Origin of the sequence: Streptomyces sp. NPDC001634 (assembly GCF_040298185.1) — a bacterium.
In the GTDB taxonomy this organism is placed as follows: Bacteria; Actinomycetota; Actinomycetes; order Streptomycetales; family Streptomycetaceae; genus Streptomyces.
On record NZ_JBEOZU010000039.1, the window covers coordinates 38,603 to 57,497 of the forward strand.

The following is an 18,895-nucleotide window of genomic DNA, read 5'->3' on the forward strand; positions in this document are numbered from 1 at the left end:
GTGCGGCTCCGCCGCGATGGGGGTCCCCCTGTTCGAGCGAAGCCGGGAACTTGGGGGGAGCGAAAACCCCCACCGGCCCGCAGCCGAAAAACAACGCTCTCAATCCTCAAGCGCAGCCAACTGATCCAAAAACCACTGAGCAGGAGGAAGCGCCGTGGCCTGCGCGGCCAGCGCCTTCGCCCGTGCGGCCCGTTCCCCCGCCGGCATCGACAGCGCCTCGTGCAACGCCCGAGCCGTGCCCCCGATGTCGTACGGGTTCACCGTCACGGCATCCTCGGCCAGCTCCTCGTACGCCCCGGCCTCCCGGGACAGCACCAGCGCGCAGCCCTCGTCGGAGAGCACCGGGACCTCCTTGGCGACCAGGTTCATACCGTCCCGGATGGGGTTCACGAGGGCCACGTCCGCCAGCCGGTACGCGGCCAGCGAGCGCGCGAAATCGTCCTTCACATGCATCTCCACCGGGGTCCACCCCGGCGTGCCGTAGCGGGAGTTGATCTCCGCCGCCACCCGCTGGACCTCGGCCGTGTACTCGCGGTAAACGGCCAGGTCCTGGCGGGACGGGTACGCGAACGCGACATGGACGACCCGTTCGCGCCACTCCGGACGCGACTCCAGCAGCTCCTCGTACGCCAGCAGGCCCCGCACGATGTTCTTGGACAGTTCCGTGCGGTCCACGCGCACGATCGTCTTGCGGGGTGTGCCGTCGGGCGCCGAGCCGATCTGCTCGCGCAGTACGGCCATCCGCTCGTCCACGTCCGGCTGGTGCGCCCGCCTGCGCAGGAAGTCCGCGTCCGCGCCCAGCCCGTGGACTCCGATGCGCGTGCCCGAGGGGATGCCGGGGCCGAGGACGGCGTGACAGCAGTCCGTGAACGCGTCCGCCCACCGCTGGGTGAGGAACGCCGCCCGGTCAGCGCCCAGGATTCCGCCGAGGACCTGCGCGGCGATGTCGTCCGGGAGAAGACGGAAGTACTCCGGCGGCGCCCACGGCGTGTGCGAGAAGTGGCCGATCCTGAGGTCGGGCCGCAGGCTGCGAAGCATCCGGGGGGTCAGGGTGAGGTGGTAGTCCTGGATCAGGACCGCCGCGCCCTCGGCCGCCTCCTGGGCCAGCGCCTCGGCGAACGCCCGGTTGTACGCCTCGTACGAGGCCCACTGCCGCCGGAACTCCTTGTCGAAGACCGGCTCCAGCGGCGTCTGGTACAGCATGTGGTGCACGAACCAGAGCACCGAGTTCGCGATGCCGTTGTACGCGTCCGCGTACACCTGCGGGTCGATGGGGAGCATCCGTACGCGCTGACCGCCGGTGTCGGCCGGATCGAGGGCGCCCCCCGTCCGGCGTACGGCCTCGCGGTCACCGTCGTTCAGGGCCGAGCAGACCCACACCGCGTCCGCGTCCGGGCCGATCGCCGACAGGCCCGACACGAGGCCGCCCCCGCCGCGCTTGGAGGTGAGCGCCCCGGTCTCGTCCAGCGTGTACGAGACCGGGCCGCGGTTGGAGGCGACGAGAATCCGGGCCCTGTGCGAAGCGACTTGCGTGGAAGCCATGCCACGAAACTTAGCCCGAGCCGAAAACGCTCAAACGTGCGGTTCGGCCGTATGCGGAACCGTATACAACCATCACGCTCGCGGAGGAGAGCCCGGGGAAAGTCTCAGGCAGCCTTCTGTTCCACGTACTCCTCGATCTCCACCATCGGGGGCCTCTCCTCCGTGTCCACCGAGTACGTCCGTGGCTCGAAACCCTCCTTGCCCCGTTCGAACTGGGTGAGGGACGGCCGGATCAGATGGCCGCGGGCCAGGCGGAGCTGTGCGGTGCGGTAGATCGCGGCGGCCATGCGTCCCAGTGCCTGGCCGTCCTGGTGGCGGTGCTTGCGCACGCCCACGTCGACCTGGGCGAGGGCGTCCAGGCCCACCAGGTGCAGGGCGTCGACCAGCATGCCCAGCTCCACCCCGTACCCGACCGGGAACGGGAGCTGTTCCAGCAGGGAGCGGCGGGCCGCGTACTCGCCGCCCAGCGGCTGTACGAAACCGGCCAGCTGAGGCCAGTGCATGTTCAGCAGCGGGCGGGCCATCAGTTCGGTGACGCGGCCGCCCTGGCCCGCCGCTCCGCCGAGTGGGCGGTCGTACATCGCCTTCACGAGGTCCACGCCCGGGTCGGTGAGCAGCGGGCCCACGATCCCGGAGACGAAGTCCGACGAGAACTCCTTCAGGTCCGCGTCGATGAAGCAGACGATGTCACCGCGGGTGACCAGCAGGGAGCGCCACAGCACCTCGCCCTTGCCGGGCACGGCCGGGATGCGCGGCAGGATCGTGTCGCGGTGCACCACCCGGGCGCCGGCTGCCGCCGCGACCTCGGACGTGCGGTCCGTCGAGCCGGAGTCCACGACGACGATCTCGTCGACAAGCGGAACCTGCTGCATGAGGTCGTGGCGGATGACGGCGACGATCTCGCCGACCGTCTCCTCCTCGTTGAGTGCGGGCAGCACGACGCTGACCGACGATCCCGAAAGGCGTTTCGCGGCCATGAGCTGGTGGAGCGGGCGATCGGTGACGGACCAGGACCGGGTGCTCAGCCAGCGCTCGACTTCTTCCAGCACGGTCTGCGGCTCCTCACTGTGTGATCCATCTCGCGGTTCGGACGACTATCTCAACTGTCCTGGCCTTCGGTTACAGTCTTGAACAACGCCGGTGACCATCGCATGTCGGGGGTCGCCGCGCCTCACACCAGTGAAACAACCTCATACAGCTCATCCAGAGGGGCAGAGGGAAACGGCCCGATGAAGCCCCGGCAACCCTCCAGTCGGTTCTCGTAGATCAGTGTTGATCGTCTCCGCGAGGCTCCCGGCTAGGGAAGGTGCCAAATCCGTCTCACGGCGAGATGCGTCGTGAGGAAGATGAGGAGAAAGGGCCTCGCCTGACATGGCTGTGCAGACAGTTGCAAGCACCACGAACCCCGTGAACCTCGGTCCCGCCGCGGCTCTGTCCTGCCGAGAGTGCGGCCACCGGGTGCCTCTCGGCCCGGTCTTCGCCTGCGAGGAGTGTTTCGGCCCGCTGGAGATCGCGTACGACTTCTCGGACTACGACACCGAGGAGCTGCGGAAGCGGATCGAGGCGGGTCCCGCGAACATCTGGCGGTACGCGCCGCTGCTGCCCGTCCCCGCGGACGTGGCCGACAAGCCGAATCTCAACCCGGGCTGGACCAAGCTCGTCAAGGCCGACAACCTGGCGCGCGAGCTGGGCGTGACCGGCGGGTTGTATGTGAAGGACGACTCCGGTAACCCGACGCACTCCTTCAAGGACCGGGTCGTCGCCCAGGCGCTGGAGGCCGCTCGTGCCTTCGGATTCACCACTCTCTCCTGCTCCTCCACCGGCAACCTCGCGGGCGCGGTCGGCGCCGCGGCGGCCCGCGCCGGCTTCCGCTCCTGCGTCTTCATTCCGCACGACCTGGAGCAGGGCAAGGTCGTCATGGCCGCGATCTACGGCGGCGACCTCGTCGGCATCCAGGGCAACTACGACGATGTGAACCGCTTCTGCTCCGAGCTGATCGGCGACCCGGCCGGCGAGGGCTGGGGCTTCGTCAACGTGAACCTGCGGCCGTACTACGCGGAGGGGTCGAAGACCCTGGCGTACGAGATCGCCGAGCAGCTCGGCTGGCAGCTGCCCGACCAGATCGTGGTCCCGATCGCCTCCGGCTCCCAGCTGACGAAGATCGACAAGGGTCTGCAGGAGCTGATCAAGCTCGGGCTCGTCGAGGACAAGCCGTACAAGATCTTCGGTGCCCAGGCCGAGGGCTGCTCGCCGGTGTCGGTCGCGTTCAAGGCGGGCCACGACGTCGTACGGCCGCAGAAGCCGGACACGATCGCCAAGTCGCTTGCGATCGGCAACCCGGCGGACGGACCGTACGTCCTCGACATCGCCCGCCGCACGGGCGGCGCCGTGGAGGATGTGACGGACGAGCAGATCGTCGACGCCATCAAGCTGCTGGCGCGGACCGAGGGCATCTTCGCGGAGACGGCCGGCGGTGTGACCGTCGGCGTCACGCGCAAGCTGATCGAGAACGGCGTCCTCGACCCGTCGAAGACGACGGTCGTCCTCAACACGGGCGACGGCCTCAAGACGCTGGACGCGGTGGCAGGCACGGGGCTGACCGCCACGATCCGTCCGAACCTCGACTCCTTCCGCGATGCGGGTCTTGCGTAGGCATTCCGCTGCAAGGGCAGTTCTGAAGCTGCGGGCCGGTGGGGGCTGGTCGCGCCCGCGCGGCGGAGCCGCATGCTGTCACGTCCCGCGCCCCCTCCAGGGGCGCTGTACTCGACCGGAGGTCACAACCCCATGAGCGTCACCGTCCGCATTCCCACCATCCTGCGCACCTACACCGGCGGCCGGGCCGAGGTGAGCGCCCAGGGCGCGACCCTCGGCGAGGTCATCGCCGACCTGGAGAAGAACCACACCGGCATCGCGGCCCGCGTCCTCGACGACCAGGGCCAGCTGCGCCGCTTCGTCAACGTCTACGTGAACGACGACGACGTCCGTTTCGAGCAGGGTCTCCAGACGGCGACGCCGGACGGCGCGGGAGTCTCCATCATCCCGGCGGTCGCGGGCGGCTGACGGTCCTTCACCCGCGTGATCATTACCCTCGGTAATGTCGAACACCGAGAGTTCACCGAATTGCCCTCTCCGTGAGAGAAACGGAGGGGGCAATTCTGCATGGTTGAGCGCGGTAGAGTTGGGGAACCTGCTCCCGGTCTCCCCGCCGGGCGCCCTGAGTTCCTGCCGCATGCCCGACAAGAAGTAGCCAAAGTGTGCAGGGCTTTTGAGCCATTCATTCCTTTTGCCGGGCCCGACTTGCCCTGAATTCGGGTGAATTCTTCGTACATTCCCGACCGGTGGCGCCCGGATTTCTCGTCCGATTGACCTGTTGCAGACGGCAGTTGGACAGATACATTCAGCCGCGGTCGACGCGTTCCGGCGCACGCCCCCAACCGTTGGGGGGTGAGGTCTGACCCGGATCCGCGAAGTGTGGATCTGTGCAAGGGCCAGTAATAGGGGAGTTAGGCATGGCTCAGGGCACCGTCAAGTGGTTCAACGCGGAGAAGGGGTACGGCTTCATCGCGGTCGACGGTGGTGCGGATGTTTTCGTCCACTACAGCGCGATCCAGATGGACGGCTACCGCACCCTGGAAGAGGGCCAGCGGGTCGAGTTCGAGATCTCGCAGGGTCAGAAGGGGCCGCAGGCGGACATGGTTCGCCTGGCCGGCTGAAGTGCGCGCCGACGACTGAACTGTTCGACGTGTCGAGGGGCTCGTATCCCGTTCGGGGTGCGGGCCCCTCGGTCTGTCCGGGACCAGCGGGGACGGGTGGTGCGGCGGGCGCGCGGTGGCGCCTCCACCTGCGGATCATGCTCCCGTGTTCACCGCCCGATCCCCGGGAGCCGCTTGCTCCCACCCGCCACCCGACCGCCACCCCTCAACGAGCCCGCTTCGCGGGCGCGCCTTGCACTCGGGTGGGCCGAGTGCTAATCATTGGCGTTAGCACTCTGAAGGTGAGAGTGACAAAGAAGGACCGGGTCGGTGAGGCCGCGGACCGGGTGGGGCAAGGAACCACCGGCCGGGGCCGTCCGTCGCGGGCGCGGGCGCGGTCCGAAGTAATCACCCCCAGTCCTGGGAGGACCACTTCACATGGCCAAGATCATCGCGTTCGACGAGGAGGCGCGGCGCGGCCTCGAGCGCGGCATGAACCAGCTCGCGGACGCCGTGAAGGTGACGCTCGGCCCCAAGGGCCGCAACGTCGTCCTCGAGAAGAAGTGGGGCGCCCCCACGATCACCAACGACGGTGTCTCCATCGCCAAGGAGATCGAGCTCGAGGACCCGTACGAGAAGATCGGCGCCGAGCTGGTCAAGGAAGTCGCCAAGAAGACGGACGACGTCGCCGGTGACGGTACGACCACCGCTACCGTTCTCGCCCAGGCGCTGGTCCGCGAGGGCCTGCGCAACGTGGCCGCCGGTGCCAACCCGATGGCTCTGAAGCGCGGTATCGAGAAGGCCGTCGAGGCCGTCTCCGCCGCCCTGCTGGAGCAGGCGAAGGACGTCGAGACCAAGGAGCAGATCGCCTCCACGGCCTCCATCTCCGCCGCCGACACCCAGATCGGCGAGCTCATCGCCGAGGCCATGGACAAGGTCGGCAAGGAAGGCGTCATCACCGTCGAGGAGTCGCAGACCTTCGGTCTGGAGCTCGAGCTCACCGAGGGCATGCGCTTCGACAAGGGCTACATCTCGGCGTACTTCGCCACCGACATGGAGCGTATGGAGGCGTCCCTCGACGACCCGTACATCCTGATCGCCAACTCGAAGATCGGCTCCGTCAAGGACCTGCTCCCGCTCCTCGAGAAGGTCATGCAGTCGGGCAAGCCGCTGCTGATCATCGCCGAGGACGTCGAGGGCGAGGCCCTGTCGACCCTGGTCGTCAACAAGATCCGCGGCACCTTCAAGTCCGTCGCCGTCAAGGCCCCGGGCTTCGGTGACCGCCGCAAGGCCATGCTCGGCGACATCGCCATCCTCACGGGCGGCGAGGTCATCTCCGAGGAGGTCGGCCTCAAGCTGGAGAACGCGACCCTGGACCTCCTGGGCCGCGCCCGCAAGGTCGTCATCACCAAGGACGAGACCACCATCGTCGACGGCGCCGGCTCCGCCGACCAGGTCGCGGGCCGTGTGAACCAGATCCGCGCCGAGATCGAGAACAGCGACTCCGACTACGACCGCGAGAAGCTGCAGGAGCGCCTGGCGAAGCTCGCCGGCGGTGTCGCGGTCATCAAGGCCGGTGCCGCCACCGAGGTCGAGCTCAAGGAGCGCAAGCACCGCATCGAGGACGCCGTCCGCAACGCGAAGGCGGCCGTCGAGGAGGGCATCGTCGCCGGCGGTGGCGTGGCCCTGATCCAGGCCTCCCAGGTCTTCGAGAAGCTGGAGCTGAACGGCGACGAGGCCACCGGTGCCGCCGCCGTCAAGCTGGCGCTCGAGGCCCCGCTGAAGCAGATCGCCGTCAACGCCGGCCTCGAGGGCGGTGTCGTGGTGGAGAAGGTGCGCAACCTGACCCCGGGCCACGGCCTGAACGCCGCGACCGGCGAGTACGTCGACCTGGTCAAGGAAGGCATCATCGACCCGGCGAAGGTGACCCGTTCCGCGCTGCAGAACGCCGCCTCCATCGCCGCGCTGTTCCTCACCACCGAGGCCGTCATCGCCGACAAGCCGGAGAAGGCCGCCGCGCCCGCCGGTGGCGGCATGCCGGGCGGTGACATGGACTTCTGAGCCTGACCGAAGGCTCGGACGCAGTCCGCACACCGAGGGCGGCACTCCCTGGAAACAGGGGGTGCCGCCCTCGGGCGTGTCCGGGATCACAGGGCGGGGTGCCCGGGCGCGGAATGTCGTGGTCGGGCGGGCGGTTGACCCCTACGCGCCGTTCGATGCACGCGCACATACCGACTGGTCCATGTTCGATCCATGCCGAGGAGCTCCCCACGTGACCGTCACCGCCTCCGAGTCCGCCTCCCGCGCGGCCGAGATCCTCTCCCGCCCCATCGCACTCAACGGCCTGACCGTTCCCAACCGGATCGTCATGGCCCCGATGACCCGGATGTTCTCCCCGGGCGGCGTCCCCGGCGACGACGTGGTGTCGTACTACTCCCGCCGCGCGGCCGCCGGTGTGGGCCTGATCGTCACCGAGGGCACGTACGTGGGCCACGACTCGGCCGGTCAGAGCGACCGCGTCCCGCGGTTCCACGGTGAGGAGCAGCTCGCGGGCTGGGCGAAGGTCGCCGAGGCGGTGCACGCGGCGGGCGGCACGATCGTGCCGCAGCTGTGGCACATCGGCATGGTGCGCAGCTCCGGCCAGCCCCCGTACGCGGACGCACCGGCCGTCGGGCCGTCGGGCCTGCGCCTCGACGGCACCGAGGGCACGGGCAAGGCCATGACGCAGCAGGACCTCGACGACGTGATCGCGGCCTTCGCCGAGTCGGCCGCCGCGGCGGAGCGGATCGGCTTCGACGGCGTGGAACTGCACGGCGCACACGGCTACCTGATCGACCAGTTCCTGTGGGCGGGCACCAACCGCCGCACCGACGCCTACGGCGGCGACCCCGTGGCCCGCACGAAGTTCGCGGCGGAGATCGCGGCGGCCGTACGGGATTCGGTCTCGCCGGAGTTCCCCGTCATCTTCCGCTACTCGCAGTGGAAGCAGGACGCCTACGACGCCCGGCTCGCCGAGACCCCGGAGGAGCTGGAGGCGATCCTGACCCCGCTCGCCGCGGCCGGTGTGGACGCCTTCCATGCCTCCACGCGCCGTTACTGGCTGCCGGAGTTCGACGGCTCGGACCTCAACCTGGCGGGCTGGACGAAGAAGCTCACGGGCAAGCCGGCCATCACCGTCGGCTCGGTGGGCCTGGACGGCGACTTCCTGCGCGCGTTCAGTGGCGAGGGCGCGCCGGTCAGTGGCATCGACAACCTCCTGGACCGCCTGGAGTCGGAGGAGTTCGACCTGGTCGCCGTCGGCCGCGCGCTGCTCCAGGACCCCGAGTGGGCGACGAAGGTCCTCCAGGGCCGCTTGGACGAGCTGAAGCCGTACGATGCGGCCGCACTGAAGACGCTGAGCTGACCCTTTCTGTGGAGTTCCCCGCGCCCCCGCCGAGGGCGCGGGGAACTGCGCGGCCGGCCACAACGAACCCGCAGCAGGGTTCAGACCCTCCACCCATTCCTTGAAAAGAGGGCTCGGAGCTCGGCGCCCGAAGCTCAAGTCCCGGATCAGGCAGCGCCCTTCACGCCCGCTACGAAATGGGCCGCCTCCTGTCTCACACACGGCTTTGTTGGGACGCCGTATCCGGCCAGGTTAGGCGCGGGGCATACACGCTGTGTGGCGTATCGGAGACTCAGCGTGGAGGTAGGGAAGGTGCGGTCAACCGAAGAGGTCGTCGAGGCGTTGCGGGTCGCTCTGGAAAGGGTCGGCATCGTCCTGCCGTCCCTGTGCGTCGACCCGGTCACCGGCGCGGGCGCCGAGTCGTTCGCTCTGGTGGAGCTGGGGCGCTGCAACGTACAGACGGCCGAGCGGCTGACGGACGTCCTGCGCTCGATGCCGGTGGGCGAGGAGCTGCGGGCGCGGGTGCGGCAGCTCAACCGGGAGCGGCGGCTGCCTTGACTGCTCCCCTCCCTAAGGGAGCGCTTCAAGGCCGGGGAGTTCGTCGTTGTCTGATCACCATCGCCTGCCAGAACGCGAGGAGCAGCAGCGTGCCGGTTTCGGCAAGGAGGCTGAGCAGGGCCTCTGGGGCGGGCAGCAGCCCCTTTTCGGTGAATCCGAAGACGCCTACGGTGCGCGAGGCGGTGAAGCCGGCGAGGGCGCCGAGCGCCACACCGGCCGCGGCGAACCTCAGCAGGAGGGGCATCCCGATCAGTACCAGCGCGGCGACCGCGAAGGAGACGCTCGCCTGGAGCAGGAACAGGGGGCCGACGATGGGCAGGAAACGGTACTCGTCGAGGTAGAGCTGGGCGTGGATGTATCCGCTCGCGGCGAGCGTGGCGGCGATCGCCGAACGCACGGCCGGGGCGAGGAGTCTTCCGGTGCTCATGCCAGCCTCTCGTCCTTGACCGCCAGCTCCCGGTCGCCCTGCCGGTAGCCCACGGTGCGGATGCCGAGTGCGTCCTTGAGCTGTCGGGCGGGCACGACCTGCGGAGTCGGGGCGGGGGCCCGGCCCGGCTTCGGCAGCGGGTAGGCGGTGGTGGTGGCCGAGTGGAAGGTGATGTTGCCCTCTGTCTTGGTGAACAGTTGATGGACGTGCCCGTTGAGACAGGTCACCGACGAGAAACGGCGCAGAAGCGCGAGGACCTTCAGCGCATCGTCCGTACTCCAGCCCCACTTCGGGTACATGGCGAACAGCGGGATGTGGCTGAAGACCACGAGGGGAGTGTCCGACGGCAGCCCCGCCACGTCCTTGCGGACGAAGTCGATCTGTTCGTTGCCGAGGTGGCCGAGCTTCTCCAGACTCAGGGTGTTGACCAGGGCGATGAAGTGCACGCCGTGGGTGTCGAAGCTGTACCAGCCGTCGCCGAGCGTGCCCTTGCCGAAGGTCTGCCGGTAGGCGCGGCCCGCATCGCCGATGGAGTCGTGCTCGCCCGGGACGGTGAAGACACGATCCGTCCGCAGACCGGTCATCATCTGCCTGACCTGGTCGAACTGCGCCCCCGTGGAAAGGTGGGTCAGGTCGCCGCTGTGCATGACGAAGTCGGGCCTGAACCCGAGCGAGTTGACCTGGTTGATCGCTTCGGTGAAGGAGCCGGCCACGTCCGTGTTCGCCGGGCCCTGGAAGCCGATGTGGCTGTCGGAGACCTGCACGAACCGCAGCGCACCGCTTTCCGCCGCGGCGGCCCCGACAGTCCCGGCGGCGGTGTCCCGGGAGTCGGCGATGTGGCTGATCACCTCTCCACTGGCCACGGTCAGCACCACGGCTCCGCCGAACCACCCGGCGTGCCGCAGGAGTTGTCGCCGGGTCATGTCGTACTCGCTCATCGGGTCACCTCCACGGTGGCGGTCATGAACGGATGGATGGTGCAGAGGTAGGAGTAGGTGCCGGGCTTGGTGAACGTGTAGCTGTAGGTGGCGTGGGTGTTCAGGGCGGCCGAGTGCAACGGGCCGCCTGGTCCGGCGCTGGTGACGGTGTGGGCGTCGGTGTCCTGGTTGCTCCAGGTCACCTTTGTGCCCGCCTTGATCTTCAGCGTGGCCGGGGAGAAGGCGAAGTTCTTGATCGCCACGGCGTCTCCGGCCACCGGCGCGGCGGGCGCGCCCGTGCTCGGGGAGCTCATGGGTCCGCTCATGCCCGGCATGGCCGAGGTGCCGGGAGCGGAGCCCGCCGTGTTCCCCGGCCCGGCGGCACCGGGCATCCCGGCCGTCCGGCTCTGACCCGGGCCAGGTGTGATGGCGCCAGCTGCGTCGGACGAGGAATGCGACGAGTGGCCGCACGCACTGAGCAGCCCCAGCGCGCCGACGGTGGCAACGGTGCCGACGGCCAGTCCGGCCGCAATGCGTGATCGCCGGCGCGGTCGATGAAAGTCCAGGGACATGATGTTCGTTCCTCACTGATCAGGCTCTTGTCTGGCTCCACGGGCGGTGCGCATCGGCGGTTCGGTTGATATACACCTTTTGCGAGATTTCTCCGCGCGTCACCGGTGCCGCACAGTGCCTCACTGTGTGTAATACGACAAAACGGTGAATATGAGCGATGATCGTCTTATGCCATGGAGTTCCCGAAAGCGTGGTCCAACGGCCGATCCGAATCGCTCCACGCACCGTGTCTCTGGTGAAGGGACCATTTCGACCACGGACGAGGAACTGCTCCGCACTCTGTATGCCGAGCACGCAGGACCCCTGTTCCACTACGTGCTGCGACTGACCTCAGGAGACCGGCAATGGGCCGAGGATGTCGTGCAGGAGACGTTGATACGGGCGTGGCAGCACCCCGCCGCGTTCGACCCCGCACGGGGTCCGGCCCGGGCATGGCTGTGCACGGTCGCCCGGCACCTGGTCATCGATGCCCACCGGGCCCGGAAGGCCAGGCCGCCCGAGGTCGACGGCGAGGCCCTGGAGCGGGTCGCCGAGCAGACGCCGGGCGAGGACCAGATCGAGCAGGCACTGCAGAGCTGGGCGGTGGCCGACGCCATCCGGACGCTGTCCCCGGACCACCGCGCCGTACTGCTGGAGACGTACTACCGGGGCCGGACCATGGCGGAGGCCGCGGATGTGCTGGGCATCCCGCTGGGCACCGTCAAGTCGCGGACCTACTACGCCCTGCATGCCCTCCGGCTGGCGTTGCGGGAACGGGGCATCGAGCCATGACCGTGGCATGGAGGAGGTGCCGACCATGAGCGCGGACCACGACGCCCTCCGGCTGGCGCTGGGCGGATACGTCCTGGGCGCCCTGTCTCCGACGGAAATGGAACAGGTGCGCGCCCACCTCGCGGTATGTGCCGAGTGCCAAGCGGAACACGCCGAACTGGCTGGATTGCCCGCGCTGCTCGCGATGGTCACCCCAGCCGAAGCCGCGGGCCAGGCGGTGCCGGCGGCCGGCGGGGACCTGGCCGATCGGCTGGTGGCGCGGGCAGCCGAGAGCGGGCAGGGCGCGCCGCCCGCACGGCCCGTCACGCCTGCGGTGCCGCAGGCGTCCGAGGCGGGTCTGCTCGACCGGCTGCTCCAGCAGGCTGCGGCCCGGCGCCGCAGGACCTGGCGGCTGCAACTGGCCGGCGCTGTCGCCTCTCTGATGCTCATCGGGGCGGCGGCCGGCGGCACATGGCTGGCGACCATCGGGTCCGTGGGCGGCGAGGCGCAGCAGCCCGGACCGACCGCACCGGCTCCTTTGCGCACCTTCTCCGGAAGCGATCCCACCACTGGCGTCTCCGCCTCGGTGAAGGTCTCGCCCTCCGCCTGGGGCAGTGTGCTGCAGGTCTCCGCCAAGGGGGCGCCCGCCGGAATCACCTGCCGGTTGCAGGCGGTCGGGCTCGGCGGGGCCAGGGCGGACGGTGCCACCTGGCGGGCGGGCGAGTACCCCACCGGCACCACGATCCCAGGGGCGGTCCCCATGTCTCCGGGGGCCATCGACCACTTCGAGATCGTCGCCGGCAACGGTCAGAAGATGGTCACGATCCGGGCGTGAGGCGAGGGAGCCCGGGCGAGATTCGGCAAAAGGCGCGAATGGATCGAACCGTCAAGTATGTGCCGTCCGTGGAACTGTATGAGCGCTCACATGCAGGTTCCGGCACACCGACCGCCCGCATCCACAGAAGAGCCAGAAGACCATGTCTGTCACCGATTTCGCCCCGACGAGCTCACTGCTCCCACCGTCCTGCCACCACCAGGCGCTTCTCACGCTGCCCGCGCAGGAGGCGCATGTCTCCGCCGCTCGTCACTTCGTGGCGGAACTGCTGGAGTGCTGGAGCGTTCCCGAGAGCGAGCGGGACTCCGCCGTACTCATCGTCGATGAACTCGCCGCCAACGCCGCCCAGTACGGCCGCGAGTGCATGACGGTGCTGCTCGTCCTCGACCACGGCACGCTGGACATCGTGGTCAGCGACTCCGGATCCGCCGTGGAGCGCGGTCACCACGATGTCGCCCCGGACGAACACGGCCGCGGCACTGGCATCGTCGAGTACCTCGCGCAGTCGACCGAGGTCCACCACACGGGCGGCGGCCGCGAGGTCCGTGCCTGCCTCCGGTGCCGGGTATGACCGTGGACGTCGACCTGGACACCGGCGGCGGATTCGACGCCCCGCGCCCGTGCGAGGTGTATGCGAACGCCCCGGACCTGCGTCGTGAGATCCACCAGGTGCTCGCGCTCGGGGCCGAACGCGACGGCCGCCAGGCCCGGATCGGCACCGTCCCTCCGCCGGCCGACGCGGCGGCCGCCGAACGAATCCATCTGCTCCGTCGGGCCGCCCTCATGGACCGGATGGCGTTGGCGGACCCCGGCTCCGGCGCGGTCGGCGCCGCTGTCCGCACCGCCGAACAGCTCGTGCGGTACGACCTTCGCCACCCGGAGTTGGTGGCCGGCCCCCGCCGTCCCGACTCGATCGAGTCCGGCCCCGGCTGCCGCCCCTACGTCCGCCAGGAATACGCCGCCTGGACGGTTGCCGGGCGCCCCAGCACCTGAAGCGACCCGGCTGCGGGTTCACCGGGCGCCGGGGCGCGGTAGGCCGAAGGCGTAGGTCGCCAGGAAACCGACCCCGTACCCCGTCAGCAGCCCGCCCGCATAGATCGCAGCCGTCGTCCCCAGCCCCCTGTTGCCCGCCAGTAGCGGGAACAGGGCCCAGCCCGACGGCCCGATCGCCGTCGCCCCCACCCTGGCGCCGAGCATCGCGAAGAAGCCGACGAACGCCCCGCCCGCCGCGCCGCCCGCGCAGGCCGTGAGGAACGGGCGGCCCAGCGGGAGCGAGACGCCGTAGATCAGTGGTTCGCCCACGCCGAGGAGCCCTGCCGGGAGCGCCGACCTGATCGTCGTACGGATGGACGCGTCGTGGCGGAGGCGTACGTACACCGCCGCGGCCGCGCCCACCTGGCCCGCGCCCGCCATCGCCAGGAGGGGGAGCAGGACGGTGTACCCCTGCTGGGCGATGAGGGTGGTGTGGATGGGGATCAGGGCCTGGTGGAGGCCCAGCATGACCAGCGGGAGGAACAGACCGCCGAGGACCAGGCCCGCCAGGGCGCCGGTCGTGGCGAGGAGCCAGTTCGCCGCCGCGCCGATCGCCGACGACACCTCTCCGGCCGCGTACATCAGGACGTACAGCGTCACCAGGCCGGGGACGAGGACCGTGAGCGTCGGGGTCACCAGCACGTCCAGGGTGTCCGGAACCCAGGTGCGGCACCATTTCTCGACGTACGTCGCCAGGAACGCGGCGGCCAGAGCGCCCAGGACTCCGCCCTGCCCGGGAGCGAGCGCGGTGCCGAACGCGGTGACCTTCGCGACCCCCGGGTACACCACGACCGCCGCCACCGCGCCGCCCAGTACCGGGGTGCCGCCGAACTCCTTCGCCGTGTTGTGGCCCACGAAGACCGCGATCAGGGCCAGGAAACCGGAGGAGAGGGCGGCGAGGGCGGGGGTGAGGGAAGGCAACAGCCGCAGGTTCAGCAGCAGACCGGTCGCGCCCGCGATGACGCCGCAGCCGATGAGGGCCGGGATCAGCGGAACGAAGACGTTCGCCACGCGCCGCAGGAGCAGTTTGCCGGGCGTGGCGTTGCGCCGCTGCCGGTGCTCCTTCAACTCGGCACCGCGAGCGGCCAGTTCATCCGCCAACCCGGCACCGGGAGCCGCCGGTTCATCCGCCCTCGTGCCCACGAGCGCCTCGAACTCGGAGGCGACCTTCGCGGCCGTCCCCGGCCCGAGCACGATCTGGTACGTGTGGTCGTCCACGACACCCAGTACCGCGGGCAACTCGCGCAGCGCGTCCTCGTCCACGAGGGAGCGGTCCGTCAGTCCCAGCCGGAGGCGGGTCATGCAGTGGGCGACGGAGGTGACGTTCGCGGGACCGCCGACCAGGGGAAGGAGAGCGGCGGCCGTGGCGGCGTATGAGGTACTGGTCACCAGCCGAGCGTGCGGCCGGGGCACACCACCCCCACGGACGCCGCGCGCAATCGGCCCCGGCTCTCCTCCGGAAGGACGCCCCCGGTGTCAGCCGCGCGCCTTCTCCAGGGCCGCGCGCAGATGGCCTGCGCTCTCCGCGAGGAGCCGCGCTGCCGACGGGCCGTCCACGCCGCTCAGGATCGTCAGGATCGCGTTCTTGACCTCGCCGTCCGTGGCCGCGAGGGCGCGTTCGATCTCCTCGTCCGTCGCGCCCGTCGCCAGTGCGACGATGCGGCGGGAGCGGGCGCGCAGCTTGTCGTTGGAGGCGCGGACGTCGACCATCAGGTTCCCGTAGGTCTTGCCCAGACGGATCATCGTGATCGTCGAGAGCATGTTGAGGACCAGCTTCTGCGCGGTGCCCGCCTTCAGCCGTGTCGAGCCGGTCAGCAGTTCGGGGCCGACCACGATCTCGATGCCGTGGTCGGCGGCGGCCGCGAGGGGGCTGTCCGCGTTGCAGGACAGGCCGACCGTGAGCGCGCCGCGCGCGCGGGCGTGCTCCACCGCGCCGACGGCGTACGGTGTGCGGCCCGAGGCCGAGACGCCGACCACCGTGTCGTCCGGTGTCAGTTCCAGCGCGTCGAGGTCCTTCGCCGCCAGCTCCCTGGAGTCCTCCGCGCCCTCGACGGACGTCACCATCGCGCTCGCTCCGCCCGCGATCAGGCCCACGACCTGGGCAGGGTCTGTGTCGAAGGTCGGCGGGCACTCGGACGCGTCGAGGACACCGAGCCGCCCTGCGGTGCCCGCGCCCGCGTAGACGAGCCGGCCGCCCCGGGCCATCCGCTCCGCGATGGCGTCGATCGCGGCGGCGATCTGCGGGAGCCGCGCGCGGACCGCGGCCGGTACCGTCGCGTCCTCGCCGTTCATGATCTTCGCGATCTCCGACGTCGGCAGCCGGTCGATCTCTGCCAGCTCGGGACGGAACGCCTCGGTGGTCAGCGTCTCCAACTCGGCACGGACATCACGGTGGTTGGACGTGGAGGTCATGAGGGTGGCTCGTTTCCGGTGCGGCACTGCTCAGGAGAGAGGACGGGCAGGGACTAGCGCTTCGTTCCACCGCGCGGTTGGTGACGGTGCGCCAGGGCCTCGTACGAGGCCGAGAGCGCTGGCGCCGCCGTCTCGTACGTCCGCTGTGCCACGCCGATGAACAGGCAGTCCACGACGAGGAGCTGGCTGGTGCGGGACGACATCGCGGCGGGCCGCAGCTCGCTCTCGCGCGCCGTGGACGTGGTCAGGATGTGGTCGGCGTACTGGGTGACGGGCCCGTCCGGACGGCCGGTGATCGCCACGGTGGTCGCGCCGTGCTCGAAGGCGACGCGCAGCGGTTCGATGACGTCGCCGGTGGAGCCGGAGTGCGTGATCGCGATCGCCACGTCCTTGGCGCGCAGTTGCACGGCGTTGGTGACGGCGAGGTGCGGATCACTGTGCGCATGGGCTATGAGCCCTATCCGCAGCAGCTTCTGGACGAGGTCCTGGGCGACGAGCCCGGACGCCCCGATGCCGTACACATCGATACGGCGGGCGGCGGCCAGCGCGGAGACGGCGGTGCCGAGCTGCACGGTGTCGAGCCCGGCCGCGGTGTCGGCAAGGGTCTGCTGCTCGTCGTACGCGAGCTTCGCGACGACGTCCGCGATGGGGTCGTCGACCGCGATGTCGGCGGTGACGGACGGGGCGCGGCCCGACTGCTGCTGTGCGGCGAGGCCCGCTAGGGCCAGCCGAAGGTCCCGGTAGCCCGGGTAGCCGAGAAGACGGGCCGTCCGTACGACGGTGGCCTCGCTGGTCCCGGTCAGCTCGGCGAGCCCGGTGACGGTGAGCGCGGCGCATCCGGCCGGGTCGCCGGCGACGGCCTCGGCGACGCGCTGCATGGACCGGGTCATGGAAGGCGCGAGGGTCCGTACCTTGGCGGCGAGCGCGGCGGGGGCGGGCGGCGCGCCCGGCCCCACCGATGCGAAAATTCCCTTCACGTCACGGGTCACACCATGAAAGATATTTTCTGTTCGGAGATGCGGTCAAGAGTGCGCACAATAGGTGTTATGGAGCCCATTAGCCCGCTTGAACAGGCCCTGCATGCGGCCCGTGCCCTGGTGCTCGCCGACTTGGTGGCCGGTGCGGTCGCGGAGGCGGACGTGGTCTCGCTCGTCGAGGACTCCGTCGTACAGCGGCGCTGGTGGGTCGAACAGTGGCCGGACGGCGTGGAGTACGTGGCGGGACTGGTGGCGCAGGACGTCCAGGACGCCCTGCTGGAGCGGTACGGACGCTGGCCGCTGTGCCCGGTCTGCGGCTCCGGCGACCCGCATGCGCTGGACGTCGAGCCCGAACTCGGCCCCGACCCGCACTGGGTGTGCTCCCAGGCGGGCGTGAAGGTGGCGGCGGTGGGCTCGCTGGGGGCGGCGACGGGCGGAATGTCGTCCTCGTGACCGTCTACATCGACCCTCCGAACTGGCCGGGACACGGCCGTATGTGGTCGCACCTGGTCAGCGATGTCTCGTACGACGAACTGCACGCGTTCGCCGAGAAGCTGGACGTCCCGCGCCGCGCCTTCGAAAACGATCACTATGACCTCCCCTCCCACCGGTACGAGGACGCGGTGCGGGCGGGCGCGGTGGAGGTCAGCAGCCGCGAGGTGGTGCGGCTGCTGCACGCGTCCGGACTGCGCAGGCGCAAGGGCCGGGTGCCCCCGGTGCGCCGGTCAGCCCCGTAGTTCGTACGCGTCCTGCTCCCCGTCCCCGGCCACCCGCCGGAACCCGGCGCGGGACACCACCCCTTGCGAGGCGGTGTTGTCCTTGTCCACGACGGCGAACACGGCACGCACGTCCTCCCGCGCCAGGGCCCACGCCGCCAGCGCGCGGAGCGCCTCCGTCGCATAGCCGTTGCCGCGGGCCGCCTCCACCAGGTCGTAGCCGACCTCCGCGCGGCCCTCCTCGTCCGGAGCGCCGTGGAAGCCCATGCTGCCGACCGCGCGGCCGTCCGCGGACCGTACGAGCACGAACACGCCCCACTCCGGCCGGTGCACCCCGGTCTCGTACGCCTTGACGACCAGCCCGGCGGCCTCGCGTGTGCCCTCGAAGGGGCCGCCGTCGAGCCATTCGAAGCCGCCGGTGCCGCCCGCGCGCAGATCGGCGGCGGCCGCGGGTGTGATGCCCTGCAGGGTGAGGCGCTCGGCGGGGATCACCAGGTTGTTGTTCCAGCGCCACTCGGTGACCGGGGCCCGTCCGGGCAGATCGCCGCGGCCGGTGGCCCACAGGAGTGTGCGCCAGTGGTCGGGGCCGGGGCGGACGTGCGGGAAGAGCCTGGTCAGGATGGACTCGCACAGTTCGGGGGACGGCTCGTATGCGATCCCCAGCCCCTCGGCCATGTCGTGCGTGTGCAGCAGGACCTCGGCGATGCCCATTGCGGCGAACCCCTCGCGGTTCGCGCTGCGGAAGGGGTACGGGTGGAAGGCCCGCACCTCGCGGGGCGTGGTGGCGACGGCGGCCGCGAGCAGCGCCCCCGTCGTCTCGATCACATGCAGGATGCCCTCGTTGTCGGCGTCGTCCTCCAGCACGATGTCGAAGGGCACGTAGGCGTTCTGTGCCCGCCCCGCCAACTGCCCGGCGTACGCGATCAGATCGCTCGCGATGTGCTCGGCGGTGCGGCGGCAGTCCCACTCCAGCCGCCCCGCCCCGACCTTGCCCCAGTCCTGGTCCACGCCCGCCCGCAGTGCCGCCACGGCCCCCGCGACGGCCTCCGTCACCTGTTCCCCGCCCATTGGTCGCATGTCGT

The 18,895-nt window shown here is 70.1% G+C and carries 21 protein-coding genes and 1 riboswitch; of the genes, 12 read left to right on the forward strand and 9 right to left on the reverse strand.

Annotated elements, in window-relative coordinates:
* Nucleotides 1–99: 99 nt before the first annotated feature.
* Together ABT186_RS25315 and ABT186_RS25320 are read right to left on the reverse strand one after the other, a co-directional pair.
* A complete protein-coding gene (locus ABT186_RS25315; RefSeq protein ID WP_351226468.1) occupies nt 100–1,542 on the reverse strand; it encodes an alpha,alpha-trehalose-phosphate synthase (UDP-forming) in 1,443 nt (480 codons plus the stop codon).
* Nucleotides 1,543–1,646: 104 nt separating this feature from the next.
* Complete coding sequence (locus ABT186_RS25320; protein WP_351226470.1) at nt 1,647–2,591, reverse strand: glucosyl-3-phosphoglycerate synthase; 945 nt, start codon at nt 2,589–2,591, stop codon at nt 1,647–1,649.
* Nucleotides 2,592–2,738: 147 nt separating this feature from the next.
* A riboswitch (SAM riboswitch) is annotated at nt 2,739–2,895 on the forward strand.
* Nucleotides 2,896–2,913: 18 nt separating this feature from the next.
* On the opposite strand from ABT186_RS25320, the gene thrC reads away from it, so the two are divergent.
* The 6 genes from thrC (at nt 2,914) to ABT186_RS25350 (ending at nt 9,174) form a co-directional block, all read left to right on the forward strand.
* Nucleotides 2,914–4,194, forward strand: a complete 1,281-nt coding sequence (thrC, locus tag ABT186_RS25325; RefSeq protein ID WP_351226472.1) for a threonine synthase — start codon at nt 2,914–2,916, stop codon at nt 4,192–4,194.
* Nucleotides 4,195–4,326: 132 nt separating this feature from the next.
* Entirely contained in the window at nt 4,327–4,602 is a 276-nt protein-coding gene (locus ABT186_RS25330) for a MoaD/ThiS family protein (protein ID WP_351226474.1), read from the forward strand.
* Nucleotides 4,603–5,051: 449 nt separating this feature from the next.
* Nucleotides 5,052–5,255, forward strand: coding sequence for a cold-shock protein (locus tag ABT186_RS25335; RefSeq protein WP_009339379.1), 204 nt, complete (start codon nt 5,052–5,054; stop codon nt 5,253–5,255).
* A 417-nt stretch (nt 5,256–5,672) separates the two neighbouring features.
* On the forward strand, nt 5,673–7,295 hold the full coding sequence (groL, locus tag ABT186_RS25340; protein ID WP_351226476.1) for a chaperonin GroEL: 1,623 nt from the start codon (nt 5,673–5,675) through the stop codon (nt 7,293–7,295).
* Nucleotides 7,296–7,506: 211 nt separating this feature from the next.
* Nucleotides 7,507–8,637, forward strand: a complete 1,131-nt coding sequence (locus ABT186_RS25345; protein ID WP_351226478.1) for an NADH:flavin oxidoreductase — start codon at nt 7,507–7,509, stop codon at nt 8,635–8,637.
* Nucleotides 8,638–8,928: 291 nt separating this feature from the next.
* Entirely contained in the window at nt 8,929–9,174 is a 246-nt protein-coding gene (locus ABT186_RS25350; RefSeq protein ID WP_351226480.1) for a hypothetical protein, read from the forward strand.
* A 25-nt stretch (nt 9,175–9,199) separates the two neighbouring features.
* Here the strand turns inward: ABT186_RS25350 and ABT186_RS25355 are convergent, their stop codons facing one another.
* From ABT186_RS25355 to ABT186_RS25365, 3 genes are read right to left on the reverse strand one after another with little or no spacing between them, the layout of a single operon-like run.
* On the reverse strand, nt 9,200–9,601 hold the full coding sequence (locus ABT186_RS25355; RefSeq protein WP_351226482.1) for a hypothetical protein: 402 nt from the start codon (nt 9,599–9,601) through the stop codon (nt 9,200–9,202).
* On the reverse strand, nt 9,598–10,539 hold the full coding sequence (locus ABT186_RS25360) for a metallophosphoesterase family protein (protein ID WP_351926955.1): 942 nt from the start codon (nt 10,537–10,539) through the stop codon (nt 9,598–9,600). Before ABT186_RS25360 ends, ABT186_RS25355 begins: the two co-directional genes overlap by 4 nt.
* Nucleotides 10,536–10,832, reverse strand: a complete 297-nt coding sequence (locus tag ABT186_RS25365) for a cupredoxin domain-containing protein (protein ID WP_351226486.1) — start codon at nt 10,830–10,832, stop codon at nt 10,536–10,538. The genes ABT186_RS25360 and ABT186_RS25365 overlap by 4 nt, the downstream gene beginning before the upstream one ends.
* Before the next feature lie 427 nt (nt 10,833–11,259).
* Here ABT186_RS25365 and ABT186_RS25370 point away from each other — a divergent pair, with 427 nt between their 5' ends.
* The 4 genes from ABT186_RS25370 (at nt 11,260) to ABT186_RS25385 (ending at nt 13,669) form a co-directional block, all read left to right on the forward strand.
* Nucleotides 11,260–11,862, forward strand: a complete 603-nt coding sequence (locus ABT186_RS25370) for a sigma-70 family RNA polymerase sigma factor (RefSeq protein WP_351926957.1) — start codon at nt 11,260–11,262, stop codon at nt 11,860–11,862.
* 25 nt (nt 11,863–11,887) lie between these two features.
* Nucleotides 11,888–12,676 (forward strand): anti-sigma factor family protein, encoded by a 789-nt coding sequence (locus ABT186_RS25375; RefSeq protein ID WP_351226490.1) that lies wholly within the window; start codon nt 11,888–11,890, stop codon nt 12,674–12,676.
* 142 nt (nt 12,677–12,818) lie between these two features.
* Entirely contained in the window at nt 12,819–13,247 is a 429-nt protein-coding gene (locus ABT186_RS25380) for an ATP-binding protein (RefSeq protein WP_351226492.1), read from the forward strand.
* Nucleotides 13,244–13,669: a hypothetical protein gene (locus ABT186_RS25385; protein WP_351926959.1), complete on the forward strand. Its 426-nt coding sequence runs from the start codon at nt 13,244–13,246 to the stop codon at nt 13,667–13,669. Before ABT186_RS25380 ends, ABT186_RS25385 begins: the two co-directional genes overlap by 4 nt.
* An 18-nt stretch (nt 13,670–13,687) precedes the next feature.
* On the opposite strand, the gene ABT186_RS25390 is transcribed toward ABT186_RS25385, so the two are convergent.
* The 3 genes from ABT186_RS25390 to ABT186_RS25400 form a co-directional block, all read right to left on the reverse strand.
* A complete protein-coding gene (locus tag ABT186_RS25390; protein WP_351226496.1) occupies nt 13,688–15,097 on the reverse strand; it encodes a PTS transporter subunit EIIC in 1,410 nt (469 codons plus the stop codon).
* A gap of 87 nt (nt 15,098–15,184) precedes the next feature.
* A complete protein-coding gene (gene murQ / locus ABT186_RS25395; RefSeq protein WP_351226498.1) occupies nt 15,185–16,120 on the reverse strand; it encodes an N-acetylmuramic acid 6-phosphate etherase in 936 nt (311 codons plus the stop codon).
* A gap of 53 nt (nt 16,121–16,173) precedes the next feature.
* Nucleotides 16,174–17,109, reverse strand: a complete 936-nt coding sequence (locus ABT186_RS25400; protein ID WP_351226500.1) for a MurR/RpiR family transcriptional regulator — start codon at nt 17,107–17,109, stop codon at nt 16,174–16,176.
* Between the two features lie 57 nt (nt 17,110–17,166).
* On the opposite strand from ABT186_RS25400, the gene ABT186_RS25405 reads away from it, so the two are divergent.
* Nucleotides 17,167–17,550 (forward strand): DUF8819 family protein, encoded by a 384-nt coding sequence (locus ABT186_RS25405; RefSeq protein WP_351926961.1) that lies wholly within the window; start codon nt 17,167–17,169, stop codon nt 17,548–17,550.
* The gene (locus tag ABT186_RS25410) at nt 17,547–17,834 is read left to right on the forward strand and encodes a DUF4031 domain-containing protein (RefSeq protein WP_351226504.1); all 288 of its coding nucleotides are present in this window, start codon (nt 17,547–17,549) and stop codon (nt 17,832–17,834) included. The genes ABT186_RS25405 and ABT186_RS25410 overlap by 4 nt, the downstream gene beginning before the upstream one ends.
* Here the strand turns inward: ABT186_RS25410 and ABT186_RS25415 are convergent.
* The gene (locus ABT186_RS25415) at nt 17,823–18,890 is read right to left on the reverse strand and encodes a GNAT family N-acetyltransferase (RefSeq protein WP_351226506.1); all 1,068 of its coding nucleotides are present in this window, start codon (nt 18,888–18,890) and stop codon (nt 17,823–17,825) included. The genes ABT186_RS25410 and ABT186_RS25415 overlap by 12 nt on opposite strands.
* Nucleotides 18,891–18,895: the final 5 nt, after the last annotated feature.

Excerpts from the sequence above, each read along its gene's own strand:
- groL (WP_351226476.1), top strand. The coding sequence starts at position 5,673 with ATGGCCAAGATCATCGCGTTCGACGAGGAGGCGCGGCGCGGCCTCGAG.
- thrC (WP_351226472.1), top strand. The coding sequence starts at position 2,914 with ATGGCTGTGCAGACAGTTGCAAGCACCACGAACCCCGTGAACCTCGGT.
- ABT186_RS25370 (WP_351926957.1), top strand. The coding sequence starts at position 11,260 with ATGCCATGGAGTTCCCGAAAGCGTGGTCCAACGGCCGATCCGAATCGC.
- ABT186_RS25335 (WP_009339379.1), top strand. The coding sequence starts at position 5,052 with ATGGCTCAGGGCACCGTCAAGTGGTTCAACGCGGAGAAGGGGTACGGC.
- ABT186_RS25380 (WP_351226492.1), top strand. The coding sequence starts at position 12,819 with ATGTCTGTCACCGATTTCGCCCCGACGAGCTCACTGCTCCCACCGTCC.
- ABT186_RS25375 (WP_351226490.1), top strand. The coding sequence starts at position 11,888 with ATGAGCGCGGACCACGACGCCCTCCGGCTGGCGCTGGGCGGATACGTC.
- ABT186_RS25330 (WP_351226474.1), top strand. The coding sequence starts at position 4,327 with ATGAGCGTCACCGTCCGCATTCCCACCATCCTGCGCACCTACACCGGC.
- ABT186_RS25405 (WP_351926961.1), top strand. The coding sequence starts at position 17,167 with ATGGAGCCCATTAGCCCGCTTGAACAGGCCCTGCATGCGGCCCGTGCC.
- ABT186_RS25415 (WP_351226506.1), bottom strand. The coding sequence starts at position 18,890 with ATGCGACCAATGGGCGGGGAACAGGTGACGGAGGCCGTCGCGGGGGCC.
- ABT186_RS25355 (WP_351226482.1), bottom strand. The coding sequence starts at position 9,601 with ATGAGCACCGGAAGACTCCTCGCCCCGGCCGTGCGTTCGGCGATCGCC.
- ABT186_RS25385 (WP_351926959.1), top strand. The coding sequence starts at position 13,244 with ATGACCGTGGACGTCGACCTGGACACCGGCGGCGGATTCGACGCCCCG.
- ABT186_RS25360 (WP_351926955.1), bottom strand. The coding sequence starts at position 10,539 with ATGAGCGAGTACGACATGACCCGGCGACAACTCCTGCGGCACGCCGGG.
- ABT186_RS25315 (WP_351226468.1), bottom strand. The coding sequence starts at position 1,542 with ATGGCTTCCACGCAAGTCGCTTCGCACAGGGCCCGGATTCTCGTCGCC.
- ABT186_RS25365 (WP_351226486.1), bottom strand. The coding sequence starts at position 10,832 with ATGAGCTCCCCGAGCACGGGCGCGCCCGCCGCGCCGGTGGCCGGAGAC.
- murQ (WP_351226498.1), bottom strand. The coding sequence starts at position 16,120 with ATGACCTCCACGTCCAACCACCGTGATGTCCGTGCCGAGTTGGAGACG.